The following is a 24,535-nucleotide window of genomic DNA, read 5'->3' on the forward strand; positions in this document are numbered from 1 at the left end:
AGTGGATTTTTGTGTCTATTTACAAGGGGAATATATGCCAATCTTAGCTTTTCCTAAAGAAACCTTGAAAGGTGAAATGCGCTGTGCGTTGCTGCCTGCCAATATTAAGGCTTATAAATTATTAGGTGTCGATGTCATAGTCGAATCTGGTCTTGGTAATGGCATTCATATCACCGATGAACAGTTTGTACAGGCAGGTGCACAGGTTATTGATAGCCGGAAAGCACTATTACAAGCGGCAGACGTGGTGTTAGGCATTCATAAGTTAGCCGAATCTGAACTGCCAAGCTGTCGCCCAAATACCTTGTTGATTAGTTATCTGGATCCCTTTAATGCAGCTGATTATCTGGCCAGTTTATGTCAGCACAAACTTACCAGCATTAGCATGGAAATGATCCCGCGCATTAGTCGTTGTCAAAAAATGGATGCACTCAGCTCGCAAGCCAGTTTGGCCGGTTATGTGATGGTAGCTAAAGCCATGTTTGCACTACAATCCGTGTTACCGATGATGATGACGCCAGCCGGTACTCTAAAACCGGCCAAAGTATTTGTGATTGGTGCCGGGGTGGCCGGATTACAAGCCATTGCCACCGCTAAACGTTTAGGGGCGGCGGTCACTGCGTTTGATACTCGTGCAGTGGTGGCTGAACAAGTGCAATCCTTGGGTGCCAAGTTTCTACAAATAGATTTGGGCGATACTGGCCAAACCAACCAAGGTTATGCGCAATCTTTAACGGCAGAACAAATTCAAAAACAGCAAGCCGGTCAGGCTAAGTGTATTGCCGAATCAGATATTGTCATTACCACTGCCCAGTTATTTGGGCGTAAACCGCCATTGCTGATTGATGCCGCGACTATTGCGAAAATGAAACCTGGCAGCGTGATTGTGGATATGGCGGCTGAAAATGGCGGTAATGTGGTTGGTTCTGTTGCCGGTGAAGTGGTCAGTGTAAATGGCGTGACTTTAATTGGAACCGGCAATTGGGCTAATGAAGTAGCTAAAGACGCCAGTCAAATGTACACCAGTAATCTATTTAACCTGTTTAGTGAATTCTACAATAGCGATAACGCCAGCATTAATATTGATTTGCAAGATGAAATTCTTAATGCCTGCGTCATCACCCATCAGGGCGAGATTGTTAACCCAACCATTGTTTCCCATTTTAATCAGGAGGTCGCGTAAATGACGGCTATCTATCTGCTTTTTATTTTAATGTTGTCGATATTTGTCGGCTTTGAACTGATCCGCAAGGTACCGGCTACCTTGCATACACCGCTGATGTCCGGTGCCAATGCCATCTCCGGTATTACCCTGATTGGAGCACTGAATCTGGCTGGTGGTGAATCGGGGCAATTAGCCACTTATCTGGGCGCACTGGCCGCCTTTTTAGCCACTATTAATGTGGTCGGCGGCTATATGGTGACTGATCGTATGCTTGCCATGTTTAAAAAGAAATAGGGTGAAATGTGATGTTGGATACTGCTTTATTAATTAATGCTGTTTATGTCGTGGCGGCCACCCTGTTTATCTTCGGGCTAAAACTGTTAAGTCATCCGACTAGCGCTCGCAAAGGCAATTTGTTGTCAGCACTGGCGATGCTGTTGGCGGTTATTGTGACCCTGCTGGACAGGCAGATTCTGGGCTTTGAATGGATTGCTGTCAGCGTGTTGGCTGGCACTGTGGTTGGGATCTTTGCCGCGCGTATGGTAGTGATGACCTCGATGCCGGAGCTGGTTTCGCTGTTTAACGGTATTGGCGGGCTGGCTAGTGTGGCTGTGGCCTGGGCGATGATCGACAGTGGCGAAAATCTGTCCAGTTTTGTGTTGATAGTCAGCTTCTTGGCTTTGCTAATCGGGGCAGTGACGTTTTCCGGCAGTGTGGTGGCCTGGGCAAAACTCAGTGAACGTATTCCCGGTCGTCCGCTGTTATTTAAAGGCCAGGTAGTGGCCAATTTGTTACTGGTGTTGGCGATTGTGGCGTGCGCCATTGTATTGGTGCGTCAGCCAGACTTGACCATTGTACATTGGCTTGCAATCGGTTTAGCGTTGTTAATGGGCGTGATGATGGTCTTGCCAATCGGTGGTGCCGATATGCCGGTGGTGATTTCATTGCTTAACAGTTATTCCGGTCTGGCGGCCTGTGCGGCCGGTTTTGCACTGGAAAATAATCTGTTAATTGTTGCCGGTGCGCTTGTCGGTGCCAGCGGCATTATTTTGACCAATATTATGTGTAAAGCAATGAACCGTTCATTAACCCATGTACTGGTATCAGGCTTCAAACCTGTGCTGAAAAGCGAGATGAAAATCGAAGGAGAGGTTAAACCTTTATCAGCCGAAGATGCGTTTTTTGTGCTCGAGGCAGCCCAATCGGTGGTGGTTATCCCCGGTTATGGTATGGCAGTGGCGCAGGCGCAACATGCCATTAAAGAGTTACAGCAGTTGCTGGAAAAAAACGGTGCCGAGGTGGCCTATGCGATTCATCCGGTCGCTGGGCGGATGCCGGGACATATGAACGTGCTGTTGGCTGAGGCCGATGTGTCCTACGAACAACTTTACGAAATGGATGAAATCAACCCCCGTATTGAAGGTTTTGATGTGGCGATTGTGATTGGCGCTAACGACGTGGTCAATCCGGCCGCGCGTGAAATGCAGGGCAGCCCCATCTATGGCATGCCGGTGATCAATGCCGATCTGGCCCGCAATGTGTTTGTGCTTAAAAGGGGCATGTCGGCCGGTTTTGCCGGAGTGGATAATCCGCTGTTTTTTAAAGATAACTGCCGAATGATTTTTGGTGATGCCAAGGACACCCTGAATAGCCTGGTTCGCCAGTTTGCCGACTAATTTTTACCGGTTCAGTCACCTGAGTGGCTGACACCACCAAAACAATAATAGGACAACAATATGCAATCATTTTCGACCTTGATGGGAACCCAGACTTTACTGCCAATTATCCAGGCTGACAGTGCCGGGCAGGGCGTGGATATCGCCACAGCCATGCAGGCCGCCGGTATTAAATTGGTAGAAGTGGTACTGAGAACGCCTGAGTCGCTAGATGCCCTGAGAGCGATAAAGCAGACCTTACCGGATTTGATTGTCGGTGCGGGAACGGTGATAAATGAGAAAACACTGACAGACGCTATCGATGCCGGTGCGGATTTTATTGTCACACCCGCCAGTTCACCCAAATTACTGGAACTATTGGCCCGCTGCGGTATTCCTGCGCTTCCCGGCGTCTCCAATACCGGCGATATCTTGCTGGCTAGCGAAGCGGGGTTTAGCGAATTAAAACTATTTCCGGCCACGTTATCCGGGGGGGCGTCGTTCTTAAAAACCGTCGGTTCAGTATTTCAGAACATGCGTTTTTGTCCGACTGGTGGGGTCAATGCCGATAACCAGCAGGATTACTTGAATTTATCCAATGTTTTTGCGGTAGGGGGAACCTGGGTGGCCAAACCCAACTGGGTTGAGGCGGGAGACTGGACGTCAATTACCCAGGCCTGTCGTCAGGCTTTAATTTGAGCGACAGGAAAGCCTGTTTATCACGCCAAGCCGCAAAGTCGCAGAGAAAAACAATATAGCGACAAGTTTCGAGCTGAGGGCTACGAGCTAAAACAACATTCACCGTTCGCCCTGAGCCATTCGACAAGCTCATGGCAGGCATGTGGTACGAATAGTCGAAGGGTGAACCAAGGATCGGCTTCTGAGCCGGGAACCCTTAGTAAGTGTATGATTCACTAGCTACTGGATCCCTGCTAACAGCATGCAGGGATGACCGTATTTCCCCTTCGACTGCTCAGCATGATCGTGAAGAACCGATGAAGGGCAATACCATATTTCATTGTCCTCTGTGTTCTCTGTGCCTCTGCTGTTAATTAACGTGCTTGGCACAGGGACACAGAAGCACAGCCGGCTACGAGTGGCGTGCAGCGAGCTAAAACGACATTCGCCGTTCGCCCTAAGCATGAGATACGGATAGCCGAAGGGTGAACCAAGGAGCGGTTTTTGTAGCGAACCGAAAACTATTTTCACCTTAGGGAAAAATTCACAGAAAAAAATGAGTGCTGGGCAGTGAGCTACGAGCTTAATCTTTTGCTCGTAGCTCGTAGCTCGTAGCTCGTAGCTCGTAGCTCGTAGCTCGTAGCTTGTCATTATTGCAGTTGTAATGGATGTTCCAAGGCTTTTAACTTGTCGTTTAGTAGCTGTACAAATTCGGCCTGATCCTTGATACCACCTTTAAGCTGTGGCCAGGCACTAAGGATCTGATAACTGATGATTTTACTCGATGGTTTAAACAGGACTAAATCGTCATGTTCACCTTCTTGTAATCCGGCCACCTGATCCAGTTGATAAAATAATGCCAACCCAAGTTCGTCATCAGCACCGGCTAAACTTTGTTTGCCATAACGGGCAATATAACCCCATTGCTGACCCTGTTTGTGCAGTTGCACGGTATGTGGATGTCTGACCAGACCGGTGACCAGATTATCCACCGGTTTTGAGGTTTCAACTTCGATGATGGTAGCGGCGTCTCCGGCGTTAATCCGGTAACGGGTATCCACGTCTATGGTGCTGTCCGCCACTTTCCAGTCTTTGTAATCCACTTCAAATGCCGAGCTCAGGTGACCATTCTCCAGTAACTGGTAATGCATAGTGCGATGATGCTGAAAATGCATGACTTTGCCATTATCCAGTCGCCCCAGTGCACCGACTCCTAATGCTGATCCCACTTTGAGCAAATCCTGACCCCAGTCACTCATGTGATGGTAACTTTCATAACCGTCTTGTCCGACTTGGGGTAATACGATGTCACTGTTTTTTTTACCAAACACATCGATAGCGTTGCGCCAGTCTAAATACAGTCGGTAACCAATTTGATCATTTTCCCATCCGGGGCCTTCATAGCGCAAGTGATAGGAATGGTCTGTTGCCTGTGGTGGCGTTTGGTACTGCTCGACGGTTTCAAAACCGAAGTAACCGGCAATGTAGTCGCTGCCGTGCCATTTTCCGCCCACACGAGTCGACAGTTCGGCATGGGTTAGTATTGGTAACTGGTATTGTGGGTCGAGACTAAACTTAATGGTTTTATGGTGGCCAGCATCAATACTGGTTTGTAGACGCGCCGCATCCGCCAGGTTATCGCCGTCTTTATCGAGTAACTCAATGCGGCTGTTATCATTGGCACGTAAATTTTGTTGCATGGGTAGAGGTTGTGACAGTGGAATATCGATGATTTGGGAAAGTGAAGATCCACTGTCTGGATTGTTTACCGTGATGGATAATGCCGCAGGAGAAGTAGACTGGCAAGCGGTTAAAAAAAGTAAACCGCCAGCAATACCGACGGGGGAGTAAAAGTTATTCATATTTTAGCCTTAAAAAAGAGGTGTGACGGGTTAGTGCCAACCCGTCACGGGGCATGGTTAAAACTTATACTTGGCTCCCAAGTAATATTGACGACCGGTGCTATGGTAATAGGACAAACGGTTACCGTTTGAATCGACCCATTGATCATCGACTTCATCAGTCAAGTTTAACGCTTCCAGAGTAAACTGAACATGTTCATTCAATTTATAGGTAACCGACGCATCTACGTTAGTGGTTGGGTTGGTTCCTTCCATATCATTACCGTTACGACCTAGTGCATTGGTTAGATATTCGGAACGATAGGCCATGGATATACGTGCCGCGAAAGCGTCTTTTTCATAATACAATGTCGCGCTGCGGGCATTTTCTGATAAGCCCTGTAAGTTACGTGTGGCTAACACTTCACCGGACGTATTCACATAATCCAGCTGACCTTTTACGTAGGTATAGTTGGCGATGATACCAAAGTCTTGCCAGAACTCAGGCAAGAAGCTAAACGGCGTTTGATAACTAATCTCAAAGCCGTATAAATCCCCACCCGGGCCATTTAACGGTGTAGTGGTATCCCAGTTTACATTCTCGTCACAGCCAAACTCTGCACCATAGCCCGGACCGGCATTACAGGCATCAATAGCTGCCTGAATGGGTAAGCCCGTTTCGGTGAAGGCTTTGGTTTCACGCAGGTTTTGTACCTGACTTTCGACATCTTTTCTGAAGACCGCTAAGCCTAATAAACCATCGTTTTCAAAGTATAATTCTAAGCCTAAATCATAGGTTTTGGCGCGGGTGGGTTCTAAAGTGGGGTTACCGCCACTGATGGAGCGAGCTCCACCGGATACCGATACTGATACGTTTGGACGAATGCTAGCTAAGCCTGCTCTGGCCATCACTTCGGCATAGCCAACACGGATTAGCACATCGTCTTTGGGTTCAAATACCAAGTTCATTGAAGGCAGTGTTTCTGAGTAGCTATGATCCGCAGTGATTAATTCAGGATCACCACCAATCGTCGCCCAAGCGGTAGAGGTTTGGTCGGTATTAACGTAACGCACACCTACATCACCTCGTACGATGGTATCACCCAGCTCAGTGTTGAATACCATTTGCACATAAGCGCCTTGAGTTTCTTCACCAGAAGAGTAATTCTCGGTTAAGCGATTTTCCGTGCTGACTGCAAAAGTCCCGGTATTACTGTAAATATTAAATGTATCGGCAATGGCATCCCGATCCGGGATTAACCATACCGGATCAACGCCAAGACCGGAGTCATAAGACATAATAAATTCGGAGGAGGTTGAAATGGCACTGGCTGCACCACCTTCTGAAGCAATTCTTGCACCGAAGGTTTCAAACTCGAATTTTTTATAATGAATACCGGATTTCAGCATGATGCTGTCATTCAGATCATATTCCAGATTCAACTCGGCAGTATCAAAGGTGTTTTGGGCGCCTAATGGGCGTAGACGCACACTGTTAGGCGACCAACCATCGGCATCATATACACCACTACCAAAAATTAATTCCGGATCCTGACGTTTGCCACCGCGATAATCATAGCTGAAATCAACCCCGCGTTTTTCCATCACGATAGTGGTTTGAATTGGATTGTCGAATTCGGATTTAGCCGTACCAACTAAACCGTCGAGGCGCAATGTGTCGCTCAAAGCGTGCTCAAGGCTGAGGGTATATTGAGTAAATTCGGTGGACAGTTCATCGTAGCGGTTTTCTGACCGCACGGTGGCGTTTTCAAACGCGCCTTGAGTCATGGTGTTGGTGCCATCAATTTCGTAACTGGTGACATTCATGCCACTGGTTAGGCCGCTACTATTGAGGATCCCCTGCATAAATACTTCTTGACGTGATGCATCATGTTTGGAGTACAAAATATCCAAGCTGATTTCGGTATCGTCAGATGGTCTGGCCTGAAACGAAGCACTCATGCCTAAACGTTTCATTTCGTGTTGATAGGAATCATAACGCGGTAGTCTGGGACGAAATGCTTCGTTGATCTCGGCCAATTCCGCTGCATCGGCATTGCCTTGATAGTTACCAAAATCGTTGGAGTTATCCCAACGCACGGTACTAGCACCGTTATCATCAATATTACGTTCCGAATAGGATAATGAGAACAGTGCACCAAATTTGCCATCAGCAAAAGTATTACTGATCAGGAATGAAGCCTTGGGATCGGTGCCGCTGGCCATATCGTTGTAACCCAATTGGCCGGAAGCCGCTAGCGTGAACCCGTCATAGTTAAATGGCTGAGCCGCTTTTAAATCAACGGTGGCACCTAAAGAACCTTCTTCGACATCAGCAGACGCGGTTTTTCTGACCGTTAATGAACTGAATAGATCAGAAGAAAATGTATTGAAATCAAATCCCCGTCCACGGTTTGCCCCACCGATGGCATCAGTACCACCGCTGGTGGCAATGGCTTCCATTCCGTTAATTCTGACCCGGGTAAAATCCGGGCCAAGACCACGAACTGATATTTGGCGACCTTCACCGGCAGCACGGCTAATGGCAACCCCCGGAATGCGTTGTAAAGATTCGGCCAGATTTAAATCGGGGAAATCCGCTATATCTTCTGCCAAAATGGTATCGACTGCACCAGTTGCAGTGCGCTTGTCGACTAGGGCTTTGTTTAAACTGTCACGAAAGCTTCCGGTTACTTCTATCACTTCCAGACTATCGTCTGTTTCTTCTTGCGCAAAGGCAGCGGGCAGGCCGAGATACTGGTAGCCAGATAACAGACATAAGCATGTAATTAGTTTTTTCCGTTGGAACTTGGGTTTCATGTAACACCTCATTAGGTACATTTATTATATTGTCTCAGCCAGTCATACATCTGCACTGACGGTTACATTTCGTTTTATCCTTACGCCACCGGTAGCAAATAATTGTTGACAAATTGCTACCGGTAGCAAAAACTTTTAATACTTTGTTTGTTTGATGTAAACAAAATGTAATTCGCAGATTAGGTAATTTTAAAAAAAGCTCAAATGTTTTAAGAATATTTATTCAAATACGAATATTTAAGTTTTTATATGAATAGATTTTGGTGTTCGTACTTGAACCAACGTAAACCCCTGTTAGTCTCATCAAACTTGAATAAACGGGTTAGGAATATGTGCAGATGATTAATTTTTCACTAGACGGAAAGCATGCCTTAGTGACTGGAGCTAGCAGAGGCTTAGGGCAGGCAATTGCAATTGCGTTAGCTCAAGCGGGAGCAAAGGTCGTGTGTGCGAGTTCACGCCAAGGAGGATGTGATCAAACTTTGCAACATATTCATAATAGTGGTGGTCAGGGATTTGTGCTTGATGCTGACTTGAGCGATGAAAATGCTGTAAAGGAATTAGCAGAAAAAGCAAAAGCCATCTGTGGTGAGATTGATATTCTGGTCAATAACGGTGGCACCATATTTCGCCATCCTGCGGTCAGTTATCCCATGGAAGAGTGGCATCGAGTTTTGCAAGTTAATCTGGATGCCAGTTTTATGCTTTGTCAGGCCGTTGGCAAAGACATGATCAAAAAAGGTCAGGGCAAAATTATCAATATTGCGTCAATGCTGTCATACAGCGGGGGCTTGACGGTGCCTGCCTATACTGCCAGCAAACACGCTATTGCCGGATTAACCAAAGCCTTAGCTAATGAGTGGGCGCAACACAATATTCAGGTGAATGCGATTGCACCTGGTTATATCCGTACTGATAACACTGAAGCATTACAAAACGATGAAGCTCGCAGTGAGCAAATTAAGCAACGCATCCCAGCCGGACGTTGGGGCGAACCTGAAGATTTACAAGGTGCTGCGGTCTTTTTGGCGAGTCAGGCCAGTAATTATATTAATGGTCATATTTTAGCTGTCGATGGCGGCTGGTTAGCGAGATAGAGAATTCAATGATGACAACTGGATACGAAGTACGCTATGCCGTTGGGCAGCGAGAAGTCAAAGCTTATGATACTGAGCAACTGCGTCAGGAGTTTTTGGCTGACAATATTATGCAGCCCGGTAAGGTGTACTGGGTGTATAGCCACTATGAACGTTTTATGCTTGGTGGTGCGGTACCGTTGGCTAAAGCGTTAATGCTGGATACTATCGAACCGCTCAAAAGTGATGCTTTTTTAGCTCGCCGTGAACTAGGCATTATTAATATTGGTGGTGATGGCGTGGTGACTGTCGGTGAGCAGCAATTTGAATTGAAAAAAGAAGAAGCGTTGTATGTTGGACAAACCCGAGAACCGGTCAGTTTTAACTCGGTTGATAGCGCGAATCCAGCCAAGTTCTATCTTAACTCTACCCCGGCTCATCATGCCTTTCCGCATAAAAAAATCGGTAAGCAGGATGCTAATGTGCTGCATATGGGCAGCCAGCAAACGTCTAACGAACGGGATATTAACCAACTGATTATCCACGGAGTAGTTGAAACCTGTCAGTTACAAATGGGACTGACTCGCCTCAATCAGGGCAGTGTCTGGAATACGATGCCCGCGCATCAACATGACCGTCGTAATGAAGTGTATTTTTACTTTGATATGGAGGCAGGGCAGGCCGTCAGTCATTTTATGGGTGAGCCTAAAGAAACTCGACATATCTGGGTAAATAATGAAAGTGCAGTGTTATCTCCGCCCTGGTCCATTCATTGTGGGGTGGGAACCAGTAATTATGCCTTTATCTGGGGGATGGCTGGCGAGAATCTTGACTATGACGATATGGATAAATACCCACCTGATCAATTGCGCTAATCAATAATATCAAGCTTGGAGATAAATAAATGAAGTACTTCAGAGCCACCAGTCTGCTGGTTGGATTGATGACGTTAAGTCTGCTTAGTGCATGCGCCCGTAAAGACGATACCGTCATTTTACGTTTGGGCCATTCGTTAGATACCCAGCATACCGTGCATAAAGCGATGGTTTATATGGGCGAGCGGCTGGCCTTTTATTCAAAAGGTAAAATGAAAGTCATGATCTATCCCAGCAGTCAATTAGGCTCTGAACGGGAACTGGTGGAATTACTGCAAATTGGTAGCTTAGCGATGACTAAAGTCTCCGCCAGTCCATTGGAAGGCTTTGTGCCGGAAATGCAATTATTCAGTATTCCTTATGTTTTTAGAGATCGGGAACATTATTGGCGGGTTTTAGACAGCGATTTAGGCAAGTCATTGTTAAAAGGTGCTGAAAAAGTACGTCTTAAAGGCTTAGGTTATTATGATGCAGGTAGTCGCAGTTTCTATACTACCGATGGACCGATTAATTCACCGGCCGATTTGAAAGGCAAAAAAATTCGGGTATTAAATAGCCCTACTGCCGTTCGTACCGTCAAGGCCTTGGGCGCAGCTGCTACCCCGGTGGCGTGGGGCGAACTATATACTGCCTTACAACAAGGCGTAGTCGATGGTGCCGAGAATAATCCTCCTAGTTATTATTTATCCCGTCACTATGAGATTTCCCGTTACTACTCTTTGGACGAACATACTTCGGTGCCGGATGTGGTGTTAATGAGCTTAAAGGTGTGGAATTCGCTAACCGAGCAACAGCAACAATGGCTCACGTTGGCGATGGCCGATTCAGTCGAATATCAGAAAAAACTCTGGCAACAAGCCTCTGATGAAGCGCTTGCTGCAGTGAAAGCGGCTGGTGTACAGGTAATTTATCCCGATAAACAACCCTTCCGTGATGCGGTAAAAGAATTTCACCACTCCTTCGATGGCACCCCAGTGGGTAAAATCATGCAACAAATTGAAAAGATGTAGGATAAAGAATGAAGTCACTTATTCACATATTGGACAAAATATTGGCATTTGCCTTGATTATGGCTATGAGCTGCATTTTGCTGGCGGTTAGCTGGCAGGTTATTTCCCGTTATTTATTACAGGATCCCAGTTCGGTTACTGAAGAATTATCGCGCTTTTTATTAATTTGGATCGGTATGTTAGGTGCTGTGTATGCCTATCGGCAAAATGCTCACTTAGGCCTGGATTTACTGGTGGATAAAATGACGCCAGCCAAGCAACGAATTACCCGCATCGGGATTCAACTGGTGGTGATTATCTTTTCTGCGTTGGTATTACTTTACGGTGGAGCGGAGCTAGTGGATTTGACCATCGAGTTGAAGCAAATTTCCGCATCATTAGGCATCAATATGGGGGTTGTTTATGCCGTTTTACCGGTTACAGGCGGGATGCTGATTTTGTATGCGCTGTTTAACTTATCCGAATTAATCTCCGGTAAAATCGACGTCAACGTACAGGAGCAACACTGATGGAATTAACTGCACTTGTACTGATTGCCGTATTCTTTATTTTATTGGTATTTGGCGTACCGGTTTCATTCGGGATTGGTTTAGCCACTCTGGTGACGATGCTAATGAGCATGGATTTAACCCCGGCGGTTACCACGATGGCCCAGCGTATGGCGGGCGGACTAAATAGTTTTGCCTTGTTAGCCATTCCATTTTTCGTACTTTCCGGACTTATCATGGGGCGCGGTGGTATTGCCAAACGTTTGATTGAATGTGCGATGGCATTGATTGGTGCCTTGCCCGGTGGTTTGGCGCTGGTTAACGTGGTGTCTTGCATGCTATTTGGTGCAATTTCCGGTTCGGCGGTCGCAGCCACCTCGGCCATCGGTAGTTTTATGTTGCCGGAAATGAAGAAAAGCGGTTATGACGAAAACTTTAGTGCCGCTGTAACCGCCGCCGCATCAACTACCGGTTTGTTGATACCACCCAGTAATATTTTGATCATCTATGCGATTGCCAGCGGTGGTGTATCCATTGCGGCGTTATTTTTAGCTGGTTATCTTCCGGGAATTTTGGTGGGTTTGGCGTTAATGGTTATTTGTATGATCCATGCCAAGCGCAAAGGCTATCCAGTTGGAGCACGTTTACCTTTATCCGTGGTGGTAAGAAAGGTGCTGGCTGCGGTACCTAGCCTGTTTTTAATTTTCCTGGTGATCGGTGGCATTATTGGCGGTATTTTTACCGCCACCGAAGCCGGTGCTATCGCGGTTTTCTATTCGATATTCTTGTCGATGGGAGTTTACCGCGAAGTCAAACCGGCTGAATTCCCGAATCTATTACTCAAAGCAGCGGAAACGACGGCAATTGTGTTGCTGTTAATTGCGGCCTCTACGGCCATGTCATGGCTGCTGTCTTATGAAAATATTCCACAGACTTTCAGTAGCTTCTTATTAGGCTTAAGTGATAACCCCATCATCATTTTATTGTTAATTAATTTGGTGCTTATTGTGGTTGGTGCCTTTTTGGATATGACACCCGCAGTGTTGATTTTTACACCGATTTTTCTGCCAGTGGCAATGCAACTTGGTATGTCACCACTGCAATTCGGTATCATGATTGTGTTGAATTTGTCCATTGGCCTATGTTCACCTCCAGTAGGAGCCGTGTTGTTTGTTACTTGTGCGATTGCCAAGACCAAGCTGGAAAAAATTATCAAACCCTTATTACCGCTCTACGCAGCCATGTTTGTGGTGTTGATGCTGGTGACGTATGTGCCGTGGATAAGTGAATTTTTACCAGACTGGTTGGGGTTATAAATTATGGAACGTTACCTGATCCCCGGTGTAGTGCATGCATGCAAATTGCTTAGGATTTTAGCGACACATGATTCGGGAATGACGTCACAACAAATAGAGTCAGCGCTGGGCTTGCCGCGTACCACAGTATTTCGCTTGCTACGTACGTTGTGTGCGGAACAGATGTTGGAAAAGCGTAATAAAAAATACTTCTGTGGCGCTGATCTGATGAATGTGGGATTACAGGTGATCAATTCTGATCGTTTGCATCAGGTAGCGATTCCCCATGTGCAAAGATTGGCGTTAACCACCGGCCATACTGCTCATTTAGCGGTTCCTCATCATGGAAGTGCCTTGATTGTCGAAGTTTTTGATAGTCCGCATCCGTTAAGAGTTGCAAGTCGCCCCGGTGTACGTGCCCTGATGCATTGCTCCTCAACCGGAAAAATATTCCTGGCCTTTTTGTATTACGACAATCTGGAACTGATGTTTGAAAATAAGGAAATGGAGAAGCGCACAGCGAATACTATTACTAATCTGGATGATTTACGTAAAGAATTACAACGGGTAATGGCAATTGGTTATGCCATGGATAACCGCGAATATCACCAAGACGTGCGTTGTTTGGCTGTGCCGGTCAGGGATAAACGTGGTGTTGTGGTGGCCGCTATCGGGATTACTGCCCCAGCGGCCTCTTTCACTGAAGCTCAAATCCCTATGATTGCCTCGCAGGTTAAAGAAGCGGCCTGTGCAATTTACAAGGATGTTTATCAGCTAGATTCCGTGATACAGGATAAAACCGGATGAACCTTGCTAGCGGCTTAGTGCCGGATTAAGGTCTGAAGCGACAATAGCCATCGAGAATAATTAAAATGAGCGATAAAAAACCAACTATCAATGATGTTGCCAGAGAAGCGGGCGTATCCAAGCGTACGGTATCTCGAGTGATCAACGGCTCTACCAATGTCGGTAAGAAAACCCAATTGCAGATCCAACAGGTCATCGATAGGCTGGACTATTCACCGGATAAGCAGGCTCGCGGGCTGGCGTCCAGTCGCTCTTATTTATTGGGATTGATTTACGATAACCCGGACGCTTTGTATATCGATCAGGTGCAACGCGGTGTGCTGGGTGTGTGTTCCCGTCGTGGCTATGAGTTAGTTGTTCATCCCTGTCAGTATCGCAGTCCATCAGTGGTCGAAGATTGTCTGGGCTTTATCCGTCGTTCCAATATCGATGGTGTCATTGTGTTGCCACCGGTATCCGAATCCAAAGACTTGGCCGCTGCCCTGCGTGAGGGATCCCATTGTTATGTACGTATGGCCTCCGTGGATCTGGATGACCATATGAATATAGTGGTGTCTGACGAGCGCGCTGCCATGAGTGAAATGGCACGCTATCTGGTGTCACTGGGGCATCAAGATATTGCCTTCATTACCGGTCCATTAAATTATTATTCTTCCATTGAACGGCTTGAAGGTTTTCGTAACACCTTGCAGGAACTGCAATTAAGCCTACCAGAATCACAGGTTTATGAAGGTAATAACAGTTATCAGAGTGGCATTGATTGTGCCCGTAAAATATTAACTCAGTTACAACGACCCACCGCTATTTTTGCCAATAACGATGAAATGGCCGCCGGAGTGCTAAAAGTGGCTCATAGTCTCGGTATTCGAGTGCCTGGCGAACTATCGGTAGCCGGTTTTGATGATAACTTGCTGGCATCGCGCATTATTCCATCGTTAACTACCATCCAGCGTCCAGTGGGAGCGATGGCATCACTGGCGGCACAAAAGATTATTCAATCAATTGAAAAGAAAGCAATACAAAGCGTCGATAGCGACTTTCTGGTTAAACCCCATTTAATAATACGTGAATCAACGGCACCTCATTCGGAAATGTCGTAATGTCGTTTGGGTTGTAATAGCAAATGAAGGAAAGGATCCATAAATGAAAACAATAACTTTGATTAAAGCCTGTTGTTCGGCTTTATTGTTGACCCTGATAATGAGCCATCAAACCTTTGCGGTACAGAGTGACAAGCAAAGTTGGGCAGAACGTATGGCATGGTCTGAAGTGAAACGTCATCCTCAAGCCTGGACAATAGAAGGGCATACAAAACCAAAATGGAATTACACTCAGGGGCTGGTGTTGCTGGCAATTAGCAAAGTTTATGCGCGCCACCCCGATCCTGACTTGCTCGCTTATATTAAAGATTATGCCGATGAACTGATTGATGAAAAAGGTGATATTCGTGGCTACAAGATGTCGGATTACAATATCGACATGATTAATGCCGGTAAAATTCTGTTTTTCTTGTCCGAACAAACCGGGGATCCCCGCTATCAAAAAGCCATGCACTTGCTGCGTGAACAGCTTGCAGGGATGCCTCGCACCAGCCAGGGCGGATTCTGGCATAAAAAACGTTATCCGTTCCAGATGTGGTTGGATGGACTGTATATGGGCGCACCTTTTTATGCTGAATATGCCCAGTGGTTTGCCGAAGGAAGCGCTACTTTTGATGATGTGGCCTTGCAATTTCGATTAATTGAACAGCATGCAAAAGACTCCAAAACAGGATTGTTGTATCACGGTTGGGACGAGAGTCGTCAGCAGAAGTGGGCTGATCCAACAACCGGTACATCGCCTAATTTCTGGTCACGGTCGTTAGGCTGGTATGCGATGGCACTGGTGGACGTACTGGATTATTTCCCCAAGGGCCACAAAGATCGGGAGTTCCTGATTGAAAGCTTGCAAAATCTGGCCGCAGCGGTGACTAAGGTGCAGGATAAGTCAGGCTTGTGGTATCAGGTTACCGATCAGGGAGATCGAAAAGGCAACTATCTGGAAGCATCCGGCACGAGTATGTTGGTGTATGCCTTGGCTAAAGGCGTTAATCATGGCTATCTGGATCAACAATATATACAAGTTGCCGAGAAAGGCTATCAAGGTTTGTTGGACAAGCTGATTAAAGTTGATGATGGACTGGTCAATATCACCCAGGTTTGTGCCGTTGCCGGATTGGGCGGCGATCCTTATCGCTCAGGCAGCTATGAATATTATGTCAATGAAATGAAGCGCGATAATGATCCTAAAGCCACCGGGCCTTTTATTTTGGCCAGTCTGGAGTTGAACCGTTAAATATGTTTTAAATGTTAATAAAAAGTGACAAGTCGGGGCTATTCATTGACGGAATTGCTGTTTCTACGTAAAATGCCACCGGTGGCAAATGGGTGAAAATAATGTTTCAACAATATCTGGACATTAATTGCTTGTGACTTTTGCAATAAATCATTACAGGAGCTTGCGCGAATGATGCAACGCCGATTATTTCTGAAAACGCTTTTGGCAACTGCAGTCGCGGCAGGGTTGCCGGGTTGTAGCAAAAATTCCCCGTCGGGACAGATGTCGGCTGAAACTGCCGACAGTCGCTGGACGATGGCAGAAAGTATTCGGAATTCTGTTCAGCAAACCAGTTTTGCTGATCGTGACTTTGTATTGACCGATTTCGGTGGCAAGGCCGAGCCGCAATACGACAATACGGCAGCATTTGAAGCTGCGATTGCAGCTTGTCATCAAGCCGGTGGTGGACGTGTGGTGGTACCGGCAGGGCGTTATTTGACCGGCCCTATTCATCTTAAATCCAACGTTAATCTGCACCTGCAAAAAGACGCGATAATTGCGTTTAGCACTGAGCCTGCGCGGTATCTCCCGGCGGTATTTACCCGTTGGGAAGGAATGGAAATGATGGGCTATTCACCGCTAATTTATGCCTATGAGCAACACAATATTGCGGTGACCGGTGAAGGGATACTGGATGGACAGGCCGATGACAACACCTGGTGGCCGTGGAAAGGGGCACATAAAGAAGCCCATTGGCGTCAAGATCCGGTCGAACTGACCCAACAGCCAGCCCGTGATAAGTTACAACAAGACGTCGAGAAAGGCGTGCCGCCCGAGCAACGTATGTATGCTGAAGGTGCTTATTTAAGGCCGCCATTATTGCAACCTTATCGATGTCACAAAGTATTGATTGAGGGCGTAACTATTATTAATTCGCCATTCTGGTTAATCAATCCGGTACTCAGTGAAGATGTGACCGTGCGTGGGGTAACTTGCCGCAGCCATGGTCCCAACAATGATGGTTGTGATCCTGAGTCTTGCAGCCGGGTGTTGATCGAAGACTGCCTGTTTGACACCGGAGATGATTGTATTGCGCTTAAATCAGGTCGTAATGCCGATGGTCGTCGGGTCAATAAACCGATAGAAAATGTGCTGGTGAATAATTGCCAGATGAAAGATGGTCATGGCGGCTTGGTTATTGGCAGTGAAATATCCGGTGGTGCGCGTAATATCTTTATGCAGAATTGCCAGATGAGCAGTCCTGAGCTGGAACGGGCCATCCGGATTAAAACCAATTCGGTGCGGGGCGGTTTGATTGAAAATATCAATGTACGCAATGTTGATGTTGGTCAGGTACGCGATGCCATTGTGATTAATTTTTACTATGAAGAAGGTGATGCCGGGCAGTTTGATCCGGTGGTACGGGATATTCATATTGCCGGACTCAATGTACAAAATGCCAAACATGCGATGGTGATCCGTGGGTTCGAACGGGCACCGATTCACCATTTAACTTTACAAAACTGCCAATTCCAGCAGGTCGAAAAGCCCAGTGTGGTAGAACATGTCAAGCAATTGGAACTGGAGCAGGTATTTATTGCCGATATGCCGTTACTTGCCAAGGATATTGTCAGTATATGAGTGACAATCAAATGAAATCCCTGTTAAAGATTCACCCTAACGACAACGTTGCAGTGGCCACGCGCGATTTAACCGCAGGTCAGCGATACGATGAATTTGATTTGATCCTGCTGGATGATATTCCGGCCGGACATAAAGTGGCGCTCAATGATATAGCGCCGCAGCAGTTAATTATTAAATATGGTTTTGAAATTGGTGGTAGTACTTGCCCTATCAAAGCCGGCCAGCATATCCACAGTCATAACCTGAAAACCAATTTATCTGATGGTACCCAGTATCAGTATCAGCCAGTTAATACGGGAGCCATACAGCCTGATAAGGTACCGACTTTTATGGGCTATAAACGAGCCAATGGCAAAGTGGGTATTCGCAATGAAGTGTGGATTATTAATACCGTGGGTTGTGTTAATCGAACCGCCCAGCGTATTGCTGAAATTTGTAATCAGCGCTTTTTTGGTCAGGCCGATGCCTTTGTGGCTTTTACCCATCCCTATGGCTGCTCACAGCTAGGCGACGATTTAAAAGATACTCGTGCCATTCTGGCCTCGCTGTTAACCCATCCCAATGCCGGTGCGGTGTTGGTGGTGGGCCTTGGCTGTGAAAATAATCAGATGGCCGCGTTGCTGGATGCCGCTGGTGACTATGATACAAATCGGGTTAAATTCTATAACTCACAGCAGGTGGGGGACGAAGTCGAAACCGGCGTTGAAGCCATTCAGCAAATGTTGCCGCTGCTGGCGCAAGATAAGCGCAGCGAATGCCCGGCCTCGGATTTAGTGTTGGGTATGAAATGTGGAGGCTCGGACGCCTTTAGCGGTATTACTGCCAATCCGCTGGTGGGAAGAATGTCGGACAAGGTCACCCAAGTTGGTGGCACCGCATTGTTAACTGAAACACCGGAAATGTTCGGTGCCGAACAGATTTTGATGAACCGTGCCAAAGATGCAGATACCTTCAAACAAATCGTCGATCTGGTCGGCGACTTTAAACAGTACTTTATCGCCCATAACCAGCCCATTTATGAAAATCCGTCACCGGGTAATAAAGCTGGTGGGTTAACCACACTGGAAGAAAAATCACTGGGTGCCATTCAAAAAGGAGGGCAGGCCATTGTTAATCAGGTACTGGATTACGGACAACCGGTCAGCAGTAAAGGGTTGGTTTTATTGCAAGCCCCGGGGAATGATGCGGTTTCCTCTACTGCTTTAGCCGCTAGCGGCGCTCATATGGTGTTATTTACCACCGGAAGGGGCACGCCATTGGGCTTTCCGGTACCGACCGTGAAAATATCATCCAATTCCGATTTAGCTGCCCGCAAACCGCACTGGATCGATTTTAATGCCGGTCAGGTGCTCGAAGGCACCAGTATGGACGATTGTGCCGAACAATTCTTTGCACAACTGCTGGAGATTGCTTCCGGCAAGCGTACTCAAAATGAACAAAATCAAAACAGAGAGATTGCGATCTGGAAACGCGGCGTGACTCTTTAATGACTATTTACAGGAGCCTTTAAATGGTGAATTCAACAACGGCCTTATCACTTAATCCGGATCGACTGTTTCCTGCCGATCCGACCGTACGGGATATTGCGCGCCGCTTATATAGCCAGATCAAAGATCTGCCGATTATCAGCCCTCATGGGCATACCGACCCGCGCTGGTTTGCCTATGATGAAAGCTTTGGTAATGCCACCGAGTTATTGATCCGTCCGGATCACTATGTATTCCGCATGTTATACAGTCAGGGGATTTCACTGGAATCACTGGGTATTCCCCGCTGGGATGGGGGAGCGGTTGAGCAGGACCCGCGCAAAATCTGGCGTACTTTTGCCAAACACTATTATTTATTCCGTGGTACGCCGTCGCGTATGTGGCTGGACACGGTGTTTCATGATGTATTTGGCTTAAAAGTACAGTTGAATGAACAAAGTGCGGATCACTATTATGATCACATTACCGAGCAATTGAGCACGGCGGCATTTCGTCCTCGTGCGTTGATGGACAGATTTAATATTGAATTAATTGCTACCACTGAAGGCGCATTGGATACCTTGCCCCATCACCAGGCGATTCAGGGTTCACCTTGGGCCAAGCGAGTGATCACCAGTTTCCGCCCTGATGATGTGGTGGATGCCTCCCGTGAAGATTTTGCTGATAACATTAAACAACTGGCCGAATTAACCGGACAGGATACGCAAAGCTGGAGTGGTTATTTGCAAGCGTTGCGTTTGCGTCGTGAATATTTCCGCAGCATGGGCGCCACTGCCACCGATCATGGTCACCCGACCGCGCGTACCGCCAATTTATCCACAACCGAAAGTGAGAAGCTGTTTGCCCTGTGTATAGCCGGAAAAGCCGATGAACAGCAGCAGGAATTATTCCGCGCCCAAATGCTCACCGAATTGGCGGGAATGAGTGTGGAAGACGGCATGGTGATGCAAATTCATCCCGGTGCATACCGGAACCATAATCCACAAGTGTTCACACAATTTGGTCGCGATAAAGGAGCAGACCTGCCGGTGCAGACTGAATACGTGCAGGCACTAAAACCGATGCTGGATAAATACGGTAATAATCCGCAGTTGAACGTGATTTTATTCACTCTGGATGAAACCACCTATGCCCGTGAACTGGCGCCTTTAGCCGGCCATTATCCTAGCCTTAAATTAGGCCCGGCCTGGTGGTTCCACGATTCACCGGAAGGCATGTTGCGTTTCCGCCATCAGGTGACCGAAACAGCCGGTTTCTACAATACCGTTGGTTTTAATGATGATACCCGGGCGTTTTTGTCCATACCGGCTCGCCATGATGTGGCCCGTCGAATTGATTGCCGTTTTCTGGCCGAATTGATCTCTCAGCATCGTATTAATGAAGACGAAGGTATGGAGCTGGCGCACGACCTGACTTATCGACTGGCTAAAAAAGCCTACAAACTGGATTAATAAGCATCATTATGCAGCAACTTAATAACAGCAATAGCAATCAGTTACCTGAATCGGTGATCCATAGTAATTACGATCGTAATCAATTAGGCATAGGTATCGTCCATCTTGGCCCGGGCGCGTTCCATCGCGCTCATCAGGCGGTATTTACCGATAATGCACTGGCTTATGGTGGTGATTGGGGAATATGCGGTGTCTCCATGCGCAGTAAAGGCGTGCGGGATAATTTAGCCGAACAGGATAACCTCTACACGCTGGCGATTCTGGATGAACAACCTGCCTATCAGCTAGTCGGTGCCATTAAAGAAGTGCTGGTATTGGGGGATCAACGCGAGCAAGTGATGCAACGTTTAACCGCCGCCACTACGCATATTGTTAGCCTGACGGTGACCGAAAAAGGCTATTGTCTGAACGGGGACGGTTTGCTGGATCGCACTCATACCGACGTGGTGCATGATTTAGCTAACCCTGAACAGCCCAACAGTGCCATTGGTTTATTGGCGGCGGCATTACAAGTACGTTTTGAGCAAAATCACAAAGCATTAACCATTATCAGTTGTGACAATTTGGCCGACAATGGTAGCAAGTTGGGTAAAGCGGTAGTGGCTTTTGCCCGTGAACTGAATGACAAACTGGCCGACTGGATTGAGGCCAATATCTGTTTCCCGAATACGATGGTGGACAGCATTACTCCCGCCACCGATGATGCCTTGAAAGACCGTGTAGCTGCGGCCATTCAGGTTAACGATAACTGGCCAATCCAGCGTGAAGCGTTCAGTCAGTGGGTCATTGAAGATAACTTCAGTGGTCCGCGCCCCCATTGGGAAAAAGTGGGGGTGACATTCACCCATGATGTGAGTGGTTACGAAAAAGCCAAACTCAGATTACTTAACGGTAGTCACTCCACGTTGGCTTATACCGGGTTACGCTGTGGATTTGAAACCGTTAGTGAAGCCATTAGTCATCCGGCATTGCACAAACTGATTAGTAGCATGCTGCTGGATGAAGTAAAACCGTCATTTAATGCGCCAATTGAAATGGATGTGGCAGAATACATTCAGGCTATATTAAAACGCTATGCCAACCCGCATATTCGCCACCTGTTGGCACAAATTGCCTGGGATGGCTCGCAAAAATTACCGTTCCGGTTACTCGGCACCATTAAAGACAATCTGACTAAAGGTAACAGTATTCGATTGTTATCCACTGGGGTAGCGGCGTGGCTACATTTTTTGGTGAATGCCGCCCATCAGTCGTTATCGATTACCGATCCGTTAGCGGATCTGTTGCTAACCACCGCAGCCGACTGTAGTGGTCACGATGCCAGCGATGTCACCAAACTGTTGGCAATAAGTGCGGTGTTCCCTGCAGAGCTGGTTAATCAATCCCAGTTTAGTGAAGCCGTCACCAAGGCCTACTTAACCTTGGCTTCACTCAATCCGACCAATATTGAGTCGGTTTTAGACCGGATTTAAGCGATTTCGGATGAGAAAAAACATGCACAAAACAGTGATTATTGGTGAATGTATGGTGGAGCTGTCATTAGTGGCAGCGCAACAATATCAACAAACCTTTGCTGGCGATTCTTACAATACCGCTGTGTATTTAAAGCGTTGTTACCCTGAACAAGCCGTTTGTTATTGGTCGGCTATCGGCAACGATGCACTAAGCGATCAGCTGGTTGATGCAATGCAACAAGAACACATTGATACCCGTTTGACGTTTCGTCGTGAAGATAAAACCCTCGGCTTGTACATGATCAACACCGATGATCAGGGGGAGCGCAGTTTTGCCTATTGGCGAAGTGATTCTGCCGCTCGTCAGGCGGTGCAATCTTTGTTAGCCAAGGGTGGAGCGGCGCTGCTGGCCGATTATGACAGCCTGTTTTTATCCGGTATTTCACTGGCCATTTTATCGGATCAGGACAAACAGGCGTTGCTGGATATTATTAGCCAGTTACGCCAGAACGGTTGTCAGATTATTTTTGATCCCAATTACCGACCGCAATTATGGGCCTCAGTAGAACAGGCGCGGCTCTGGACGGATAAAGCTTATGCGTTAGCCGATCTTGCCTTTCCCGGTTGTGATGACCATCGGGTACTATACGGGCATGATAATGTGACTGACGTACACAGCCATGTTCAGGCGTTGGGTGTGGATGAAATTGTGATAAAAAACGGTGCACAGGGCGTGCAGATATTTGAGGATGGTCAGCACAGCATTGTTCCCGTCCAACAAGTGGCAAAGGTAGTCGATACCACATCGGCTGGTGATGCTTTTAATGGCGGTTATCTGGCCGCTCGTTTTGCCGGGCACAGCGCACAGAATGCTGCCAGTTTCGCTGCCCGGATTGCGGCCTATGTGATTGGTCATAAAGGTGCGATTGTCGCGGCGCAAACTATGAAACCTTTTTTGGAAGTGAACTCATTATGAAATCAATCCTTCAGCGCTTAATTTCGACCTTTTTGACGGGCTTATTGTTAATGGCTTGCCAATCGGTTTCGGCCGCTAAACAATTAGCGTTTCCGGGGGCTGAAGGATTTGGTCAATACACTCAAGGTGGCCGTGGTGGTCGGATCATTGTGGTGGATTCACTGCAAGATTCCGATAAAGCTCTCCCGGGTACCTTGCGCTATGCGGTTAAAGCTAAAGGACCGCGTATTGTGGTGTTTAGTGTATCGGGCGTCATTCATCTGGTTAAACCGTTGGAAATTAAACAGGATTTTATCACTATTGCCGGACAGACATCGCCAGCGGGTATTGTGCTGACCGGTTCCGAAACCCAGATTGATGCCAGCCAAGTGATTATTCGCTATTTGCGTTTTCGTCCTGGTGCCGAGCATGAACAGGGTGATGCCATTACCGGTAAACGTCATCACGACATTATTATTGATCACTGTTCAATGAGCTGGGCCAATGATGAAGTGGCGTCTTTTTACAACAATACCAATTTTACCCTGCAATATAGTATTGTCAGTGAAAGTCTGAATAATGCCGGTCATGCCAAAGGCAGTCACGGCTATGGCGGGATCTGGGGTGGGCAGCGCGCCAGTTTTATTCATAATGTATTGGCGCATCACACCAGCCGTAATCCGCGTATCAACGGATATCGCTTAAATGCGCCTTATCAGCAAAAAGATGTACTGACTGATATTCGCAATAACGTGATTTATAACTGGTCGAAAAACAGCGCCTATGGCAGTGAAAATGGTCGTTTTAATATGGTCAACAACCTGTTTAAACCGGGGCCGGCAGACGGGCCATTACGCTTTTTCCAATTATGGGATGTGGATAATAAAAAACTTGCAGGACAGGCCTATATCACCGGAAATGTGATGTTTGGTCATGATCAACTGTCGACAAATAATCTACTCGGGTTAGAAATTAAGGATGAAAAGCATTTAGCTAAAACCCTAGTTGATAATATCAAGCAAAAATTTTTGGTGGTAGAAGCCTTTAACGACGCGCAATTTCCGCAGGATTATCTGCGAGAAGCCGCGTTGGACAGTTATCAACAATTGATTGTTAAACGTGAAGTGGGGGCCAATCGTAATCGTTCTGGCCCGTTTCAGGATTCAGTCGATCGTCGTGTGTTAGCCGAAATTGCTGCCGGTAACGCGACCATTGGTAACGGGATTATCGATTCCGAACTACAGGTGATTAAAAGCTGGGATGCCTACGCACAGGAATTTGTAGCAACAGGCGCCGGTACTATTCCAGCTGAGTATTTAAATGATAGCGCTGGCACCCAGCAATGGATAGATAAGTTAGGTGAGTTTTAAGGCTTTTATTGGCTGCGCAAATTAACTGAGTCATAAAAATTGAGTTTGGGTGTCGCGCTGGTGAAACCATGACTGGCTTCGCCAGTTGTCCTGCCTGACATTTGTCACTCGCATCCCTGCGAGCGAGGCACTTTTCAAGGACAAA

20 protein-coding genes are annotated in these 24,535 nt (G+C 47.0%); 18 read left to right on the forward strand and 2 right to left on the reverse strand.

The features are described from left to right. The first annotated feature begins 34 nt into the window (after positions 1-34). From ACTD55_RS01240 to eda, 4 genes are read left to right on the forward strand one after another with little or no spacing between them, the layout of a single operon-like run. The gene (locus ACTD55_RS01240) at positions 35-1,183 is read left to right on the forward strand and encodes an NAD(P) transhydrogenase subunit alpha (protein ID WP_438862480.1); all 1,149 of its coding nucleotides are present in this window, start codon (positions 35-37) and stop codon (positions 1,181-1,183) included. Then, complete coding sequence (locus tag ACTD55_RS01245; RefSeq protein WP_438862481.1) at positions 1,184-1,459, forward strand: NAD(P) transhydrogenase subunit alpha; 276 nt, start codon at positions 1,184-1,186, stop codon at positions 1,457-1,459. Between the two features lie 11 nt (positions 1,460-1,470). After that, positions 1,471-2,841, forward strand: coding sequence for an NAD(P)(+) transhydrogenase (Re/Si-specific) subunit beta (locus ACTD55_RS01250; RefSeq protein WP_438862482.1), 1,371 nt, complete (start codon positions 1,471-1,473; stop codon positions 2,839-2,841). Positions 2,842-2,901: 60 nt separating this feature from the next. Then, complete coding sequence (gene eda / locus ACTD55_RS01255; protein WP_438862483.1) at positions 2,902-3,519, forward strand: bifunctional 4-hydroxy-2-oxoglutarate aldolase/2-dehydro-3-deoxy-phosphogluconate aldolase; 618 nt, start codon at positions 2,902-2,904, stop codon at positions 3,517-3,519. A gap of 629 nt (positions 3,520-4,148) precedes the next feature. On the opposite strand, the gene ACTD55_RS01260 is transcribed toward eda, so the two are convergent. Both ACTD55_RS01260 and ACTD55_RS01265 read right to left on the reverse strand, forming a co-directional pair. Further along, complete coding sequence (locus ACTD55_RS01260) at positions 4,149-5,360, reverse strand: DUF4861 family protein (RefSeq protein ID WP_438862484.1); 1,212 nt, start codon at positions 5,358-5,360, stop codon at positions 4,149-4,151. A 57-nt stretch (positions 5,361-5,417) separates the two neighbouring features. Next, entirely contained in the window at positions 5,418-8,159 is a 2,742-nt protein-coding gene (locus tag ACTD55_RS01265; protein ID WP_438862485.1) for a TonB-dependent receptor, read from the reverse strand. A gap of 338 nt (positions 8,160-8,497) precedes the next feature. Here ACTD55_RS01265 and kduD point away from each other — a divergent pair, with 338 nt between their 5' ends. From kduD to ACTD55_RS01335, 14 genes are all read left to right on the forward strand, one after another. After that, positions 8,498-9,256, forward strand: coding sequence for a 2-dehydro-3-deoxy-D-gluconate 5-dehydrogenase KduD (kduD, locus tag ACTD55_RS01270; protein WP_438862486.1), 759 nt, complete (start codon positions 8,498-8,500; stop codon positions 9,254-9,256). Between the two features lie 11 nt (positions 9,257-9,267). Beyond that, positions 9,268-10,110 (forward strand): 5-dehydro-4-deoxy-D-glucuronate isomerase, encoded by an 843-nt coding sequence (gene kduI / locus ACTD55_RS01275; protein WP_438862522.1) that lies wholly within the window; start codon positions 9,268-9,270, stop codon positions 10,108-10,110. A gap of 29 nt (positions 10,111-10,139) precedes the next feature. Further along, on the forward strand, positions 10,140-11,120 hold the full coding sequence (locus tag ACTD55_RS01280) for a TRAP transporter substrate-binding protein (RefSeq protein ID WP_438862487.1): 981 nt from the start codon (positions 10,140-10,142) through the stop codon (positions 11,118-11,120). Between the two features lie 8 nt (positions 11,121-11,128). Beyond that, positions 11,129-11,629, forward strand: a complete 501-nt coding sequence (locus ACTD55_RS01285) for a TRAP transporter small permease (protein WP_438862488.1) — start codon at positions 11,129-11,131, stop codon at positions 11,627-11,629. Then, the gene (locus tag ACTD55_RS01290) at positions 11,629-12,924 is read left to right on the forward strand and encodes a TRAP transporter large permease (protein WP_438862489.1); all 1,296 of its coding nucleotides are present in this window, start codon (positions 11,629-11,631) and stop codon (positions 12,922-12,924) included. The genes ACTD55_RS01285 and ACTD55_RS01290 overlap by 1 nt, the downstream gene beginning before the upstream one ends. 3 nt (positions 12,925-12,927) lie before the next feature. Further along, entirely contained in the window at positions 12,928-13,710 is a 783-nt protein-coding gene (locus tag ACTD55_RS01295) for an IclR family transcriptional regulator (RefSeq protein ID WP_438862490.1), read from the forward strand. 65 nt (positions 13,711-13,775) lie between these two features. Further along, the gene (locus ACTD55_RS01300; RefSeq protein ID WP_438862491.1) at positions 13,776-14,810 is read left to right on the forward strand and encodes a LacI family DNA-binding transcriptional regulator; all 1,035 of its coding nucleotides are present in this window, start codon (positions 13,776-13,778) and stop codon (positions 14,808-14,810) included. Between the two features lie 43 nt (positions 14,811-14,853). Further along, positions 14,854-16,044, forward strand: coding sequence for a glycoside hydrolase family 88/105 protein (locus ACTD55_RS01305; protein ID WP_438862492.1), 1,191 nt, complete (start codon positions 14,854-14,856; stop codon positions 16,042-16,044). 171 nt (positions 16,045-16,215) lie between these two features. Next, entirely contained in the window at positions 16,216-17,667 is a 1,452-nt protein-coding gene (locus tag ACTD55_RS01310; protein ID WP_438862493.1) for a glycosyl hydrolase family 28 protein, read from the forward strand. Further along, positions 17,664-19,157: a UxaA family hydrolase gene (locus ACTD55_RS01315; protein ID WP_438862494.1), complete on the forward strand. Its 1,494-nt coding sequence runs from the start codon at positions 17,664-17,666 to the stop codon at positions 19,155-19,157. The genes ACTD55_RS01310 and ACTD55_RS01315 overlap by 4 nt, the downstream gene beginning before the upstream one ends. Positions 19,158-19,180: 23 nt before the next feature. Further along, positions 19,181-20,608: a glucuronate isomerase gene (gene uxaC / locus ACTD55_RS01320; RefSeq protein ID WP_438862495.1), complete on the forward strand. Its 1,428-nt coding sequence runs from the start codon at positions 19,181-19,183 to the stop codon at positions 20,606-20,608. Between the two features lie 11 nt (positions 20,609-20,619). Next, positions 20,620-22,083 carry a mannitol dehydrogenase family protein gene (locus tag ACTD55_RS01325; protein ID WP_438862496.1) on the forward strand — a complete coding sequence of 488 codons (1,464 nt, stop codon included), beginning with the start codon at positions 20,620-20,622 and terminating at the stop codon, positions 22,081-22,083. A gap of 22 nt (positions 22,084-22,105) precedes the next feature. Then, positions 22,106-23,041 carry a sugar kinase gene (locus ACTD55_RS01330; RefSeq protein WP_438862497.1) on the forward strand — a complete coding sequence of 312 codons (936 nt, stop codon included), beginning with the start codon at positions 22,106-22,108 and terminating at the stop codon, positions 23,039-23,041. After that, entirely contained in the window at positions 23,038-24,390 is a 1,353-nt protein-coding gene (locus ACTD55_RS01335) for a pectate lyase family protein (RefSeq protein ID WP_438862498.1), read from the forward strand. The genes ACTD55_RS01330 and ACTD55_RS01335 overlap by 4 nt, the downstream gene beginning before the upstream one ends. The last annotated feature ends 145 nt before the right edge of the window (positions 24,391-24,535 follow it).

It is taken from the genome of Neptunicella sp. (assembly GCF_048268085.1).
GTDB lineage: Bacteria > Pseudomonadota > Gammaproteobacteria > Enterobacterales > Alteromonadaceae > Neptunicella.

What these genes read in the sequence shown, in the direction of transcription:
- ACTD55_RS01240 (WP_438862480.1), top strand. Translation starts at nt 35, where the DNA reads ATGCCAATCTTAGCTTTTCCTAAAGAAACCTTGAAAGGTGAAATGCGC.
- ACTD55_RS01245 (WP_438862481.1), top strand. Translation starts at nt 1,184, where the DNA reads ATGACGGCTATCTATCTGCTTTTTATTTTAATGTTGTCGATATTTGTC.
- ACTD55_RS01250 (WP_438862482.1), top strand. Translation starts at nt 1,471, where the DNA reads ATGTTGGATACTGCTTTATTAATTAATGCTGTTTATGTCGTGGCGGCC.
- eda (WP_438862483.1), top strand. Translation starts at nt 2,902, where the DNA reads ATGCAATCATTTTCGACCTTGATGGGAACCCAGACTTTACTGCCAATT.
- ACTD55_RS01260 (WP_438862484.1), bottom strand. Translation starts at nt 5,360, where the DNA reads ATGAATAACTTTTACTCCCCCGTCGGTATTGCTGGCGGTTTACTTTTT.
- ACTD55_RS01265 (WP_438862485.1), bottom strand. Translation starts at nt 8,159, where the DNA reads ATGAAACCCAAGTTCCAACGGAAAAAACTAATTACATGCTTATGTCTG.
- kduD (WP_438862486.1), top strand. Translation starts at nt 8,498, where the DNA reads ATGATTAATTTTTCACTAGACGGAAAGCATGCCTTAGTGACTGGAGCT.
- kduI (WP_438862522.1), top strand. Translation starts at nt 9,268, where the DNA reads ATGACAACTGGATACGAAGTACGCTATGCCGTTGGGCAGCGAGAAGTC.
- ACTD55_RS01280 (WP_438862487.1), top strand. Translation starts at nt 10,140, where the DNA reads ATGAAGTACTTCAGAGCCACCAGTCTGCTGGTTGGATTGATGACGTTA.
- ACTD55_RS01285 (WP_438862488.1), top strand. Translation starts at nt 11,129, where the DNA reads ATGAAGTCACTTATTCACATATTGGACAAAATATTGGCATTTGCCTTG.
- ACTD55_RS01290 (WP_438862489.1), top strand. Translation starts at nt 11,629, where the DNA reads ATGGAATTAACTGCACTTGTACTGATTGCCGTATTCTTTATTTTATTG.
- ACTD55_RS01295 (WP_438862490.1), top strand. Translation starts at nt 12,928, where the DNA reads ATGGAACGTTACCTGATCCCCGGTGTAGTGCATGCATGCAAATTGCTT.
- ACTD55_RS01300 (WP_438862491.1), top strand. Translation starts at nt 13,776, where the DNA reads ATGAGCGATAAAAAACCAACTATCAATGATGTTGCCAGAGAAGCGGGC.
- ACTD55_RS01305 (WP_438862492.1), top strand. Translation starts at nt 14,854, where the DNA reads ATGAAAACAATAACTTTGATTAAAGCCTGTTGTTCGGCTTTATTGTTG.
- ACTD55_RS01310 (WP_438862493.1), top strand. Translation starts at nt 16,216, where the DNA reads ATGATGCAACGCCGATTATTTCTGAAAACGCTTTTGGCAACTGCAGTC.
- ACTD55_RS01315 (WP_438862494.1), top strand. Translation starts at nt 17,664, where the DNA reads ATGAGTGACAATCAAATGAAATCCCTGTTAAAGATTCACCCTAACGAC.
- uxaC (WP_438862495.1), top strand. Translation starts at nt 19,181, where the DNA reads ATGGTGAATTCAACAACGGCCTTATCACTTAATCCGGATCGACTGTTT.
- ACTD55_RS01325 (WP_438862496.1), top strand. Translation starts at nt 20,620, where the DNA reads ATGCAGCAACTTAATAACAGCAATAGCAATCAGTTACCTGAATCGGTG.
- ACTD55_RS01330 (WP_438862497.1), top strand. Translation starts at nt 22,106, where the DNA reads ATGCACAAAACAGTGATTATTGGTGAATGTATGGTGGAGCTGTCATTA.
- ACTD55_RS01335 (WP_438862498.1), top strand. Translation starts at nt 23,038, where the DNA reads ATGAAATCAATCCTTCAGCGCTTAATTTCGACCTTTTTGACGGGCTTA.